Annotated in this window: 3 protein-coding genes; 1 reads left to right on the top strand and 2 read right to left on the bottom strand. The window is 71.9% G+C overall.

Translation table 11 applies throughout. The features are described 5' to 3' along the window. Positions 1-42 precede the first annotated feature (42 nt). The gene (locus GA0115259_RS34225; protein WP_093604122.1) at positions 43-906 is read right to left on the bottom strand and encodes a hypothetical protein; all 864 of its coding nucleotides are present in this window, start codon (positions 904-906) and stop codon (positions 43-45) included. Continuing rightward, positions 906-2,174 carry a VWA domain-containing protein gene (locus GA0115259_RS34220; protein ID WP_093604120.1) on the bottom strand — a complete coding sequence of 423 codons (1,269 nt, stop codon included), beginning with the start codon at positions 2,172-2,174 and terminating at the stop codon, positions 906-908. Before GA0115259_RS34220 ends, GA0115259_RS34225 begins: the two co-directional genes overlap by 1 nt. A 95-nt stretch (positions 2,175-2,269) precedes the next feature. On the opposite strand from GA0115259_RS34220, the gene GA0115259_RS34215 reads away from it, so the two are divergent. Then, on the top strand, positions 2,270-3,424 hold a 1,155-nt coding region (locus GA0115259_RS34215), incomplete at its 3' end, for a lactonase family protein (RefSeq protein ID WP_237540700.1).

The raw sequence follows: 3,424 nt of genomic DNA, 5'->3' as shown, positions 1-3,424 counted from the left end.
GGTGGGCGCGAGCCCCGGGCGTCCCAGGGCCCGGGCCTGCGGTCAGGCGCCGTACGAGCCCGGCGACGGGCGGCGTGACGGGCGCGCCAGGGTGTAGCCGGCGATGCCCGCGAGCGCGCCGAGCACACCTCCGGCCACGGTCCAGATCCAGCGGTCCGTCCACCAGCCCGAGGCCCAGCCGTCCTCCGGCTCGGACGCGAGCACCGTCCCGTCGTCGCCGTTCTCGCCGTCGTCCGTACCGTTCCCGCTCCCGGTATCTGTGGACGCGTCGGCGACGCCCGGTACCAGCGGCGCGGCCAGCTTTCCGCCGACCGCGTACGCACCGCCCTTGTCCGCGGTGGACGCCTCGATCTCCGTACGTACCGGCAGCCCGAGGTCCTCCTCCTGTGCGTTCACGACGGTCAGACGTACGTAGTAGCTGCCCGGCAGCGGATCGTTGGCCCATGGCTCGGCCCACGCCCGTACCGTACGGAGCGTGCAGCGCAGCGCGACCGTGTCCGCGTCGGCGGCGACCGCCCTTGTCTGGGCGCCGTTCACACAGGGCTGGCGGCGGCGCAGCCCGTCGTAGACATCCACCTGCCAGGTGACCGCGCCCTTCCTCCCCGCGGCGGACTCGGGCAGCGTGACTGTGGCGTTCACGGTTGGGCGCTGTCCCGCGTCGGCAGGGAAGACCCAGTAGAGATAGTCACCGGTGGAGGCCTCGGCCGTGGCCCGCTGTCCCGGCTTGAAGGCGGCGGCCGTACGGAAGGACGTGCCCGCCTCGGTCGGGCCGGCGGCGCTCTCCGAGCCGTCGGCGGTGGGCGTGGGAGTCTCGTCGGCGACGGCGGCGCCCGCCGTACCGAGCGCCGTACCGAACAGCAGCGCTCCGGTCAGCAAAGAGCGCGTGAGCAGGGCGGTGATACGCATCAGTTGGTGCTCCTGACGACACGCAGGCGGGAGATCCAGCCCCAGAGCAGTCCGGCGACCAGACCGGTGAGGACCAGGGTGACGAGCAGCCACCAGCCGCGGCCGAGACCGAACGCGGCGACATCGGACGCCATGTCGGGCGAGTCCACCAGATCGACGGTCAGCTCGACGGGCAGGCCCGGCGTGGTCTGCACGGAGTCCGGCGCGGAGAAGGCGTTGCTGACCTGGAGACAGACCGTCTCCGCGGCCGGCTTCACACCGTCGACATCATCGGCCGGCGGTTTCGGATAGCGCAGCCCCGCCGAAATCACATCGGTGCGTCCGTCGCCCGCCTCCGAGCCCCGGACGATCTCTCTGCCGTGTACGGTCACGGCGCGCAGCAGCACCGCGTAGTCCCGGTCGACGGCGCGGTCCGCGGCGACACTCACCGAGGCGCGCAACTCCTGGCCGGGAAAGACGTCCACGCGGTACCAGCGGTGCTCGGAGAACTTCTCGCGGTCGCTGTAGAGGCCCGGCTTGATCTGCGGCGCGTCGGCGCAGCGCGCGGCGCCCTCGGTCGCGACCGGTGTGACGACGGGATCGGCGGCCCGGTCGACCAGCTGTTTGACGCGGCCGGAGAGCTCGTCGGTGTGCCGCACGGAGGTGTAGGTGCCGCCGGTGGCCTCGGCGATACAGGTGAGCTGGCGCCGGGTCTTGGCGTCGGGCACGAGCCCCAGCGTGTCGATGGTGAGATGGATGCCGCGGGCCGCGATCTCGCGCGCGACCTCGCAGGGATCGAGCGGCGCGCAGGTGTCCTCGCCGTCGGTGATGAGGACGATACGCCGGGTGGCGTCACCGCCGTCGAGGTCCTCGGCCGCGCCCAGGAGGGCCGGTCCGATCGGTGTCCAGCCGGTGGGGACGAGGGTGGCGACCGCGGTCTTCGCCTCCGTACGGTCCAGTGGTCCCACGGGATAGAGCTGCCGGGTGTCCTTGCAGCCGACCTCGGTGTCCTTGCCCGGATAGTTGGCCCCGAGGGTGCGGATGCCCAGCTCCACCTCCTGCGGCACCGCGTCCAGCACCTCGTTGAACGCCTGCTTCGCCGCGGCCATCCGGGACTGGCCGTCGATGTCACGGGCCCGCATCGAGCCGCTCACATCGAGGACGAGATCGACCTTCGGTGCCGGTTTCCCGGTAGGTTCATCGGCGGCGGCAGCGGGAGGGAAGAGCCCTAGGGCCAGAGTGACCACCAGACCGCACACGGCGGCTGCCGACCGTTTACTTATGATCATCGCCGGATGATATGAGAATGGTACCAGGGAACCAAACGCGAGCTGACGAGGCGTCAGAAGGCGTCAAGTGCGTGACGTACGGAGGAGGTTGAGGCATGGGTGGAGTGAACAGACGGCGGTTCATCGGCATGGGAGCGCTTGCCGCCACCTCGGTCCTCACGGCGCCCGCTCCCGGCCCGGACCGGTCCCGGTCCGGACCTGCCGCCGACACGGCGGACGCTCCGGCCGCGCCCTCCCGGCCGCGCGCCGCAGCCGTCCGGCCGCTCTTCCTCGGTACGTACACCTCCGCCGCGGGCGGCGGCAGCGGTGTGGGACTCGCCACATACGATCCCGCGACGGGCGCGATCGCGGGCACCGGAACGGTCACGGGCGTCGAGAATCCGTCGTATCTCGCCGTACATCCCGACGGCGGCACGCTGTACACCGTCAATGAGCAGCAGAACGGCGGAGTCACCGCGATCGCCCTGGCCGAGGACGGACGCCACCGGGTCCTCGGCACCCGGAGCACCGGCGGAGCCGGGCCCACCCATCTCTCGGTGCATCCGGACGGGCGGTGGCTGCTGAGCGCGAACTACACCTCCGGCAGTGTGGCCGTGCATCCCATCGACGCGTCGGGCGCGCTGGGCGAGCGCACGGATCTGGTGGCGCACTCCGCTCCGCCGCCCGGTCCCGGCCAGGACGGCCCGCACGCCCACCAGATCGTCACCTCGCCGGACGGCGGCCATGTCCTCGCCGTCGATCTGGGCAATGACACGGTCTACACCTACCGTCTGGACACAACGGCCGGGACGCTCGCCCAGGTCTCGTACGCGCGGCTGCGCCCGGGCGCGGGCCCTCGCCATCTCACCTTCCATCCGTCGGGCGCGTACGCCTATCTCGCCAATGAGCTGGACAACACCGTCGTCGTCTGCGCGTACGAGCCGGCGACCGGCCTGCTGACGCCCGGCGAGCCGCAGTCCACCGGCACGCCCGGCGCGAACGGCGGCTTCCCGTCCCAGCTCGTGGTCACCAGCAACGGAGCCTTCGCCCACCTCGCCAACCGCGGCCCGAACACGCTCACGCGATACGCCGTCGAGGCGGCCGGCGCCACACTCCGGCTGCTGGACACCGTGCCGGCCGGTGGCGACTTCCCGAGACAGCTCGCCCTCTCGCCCGCCGGAAATCTGCTGTTCGCGGCCAACCAGCGGTCGAACACGGTGACGGTCTTCCACATCGACCAGACCGGCGGCGGCCTGCGGCCGGCGGGCGAG

Source organism: Streptomyces sp. MnatMP-M17, from assembly GCF_900091995.1.
GTDB lineage: Bacteria > Actinomycetota > Actinomycetes > Streptomycetales > Streptomycetaceae > Streptomyces.
The sequence above is the reverse complement of the archived record's forward strand: the minus strand, read 5'-3'. Positions and strand labels throughout refer to the sequence as shown.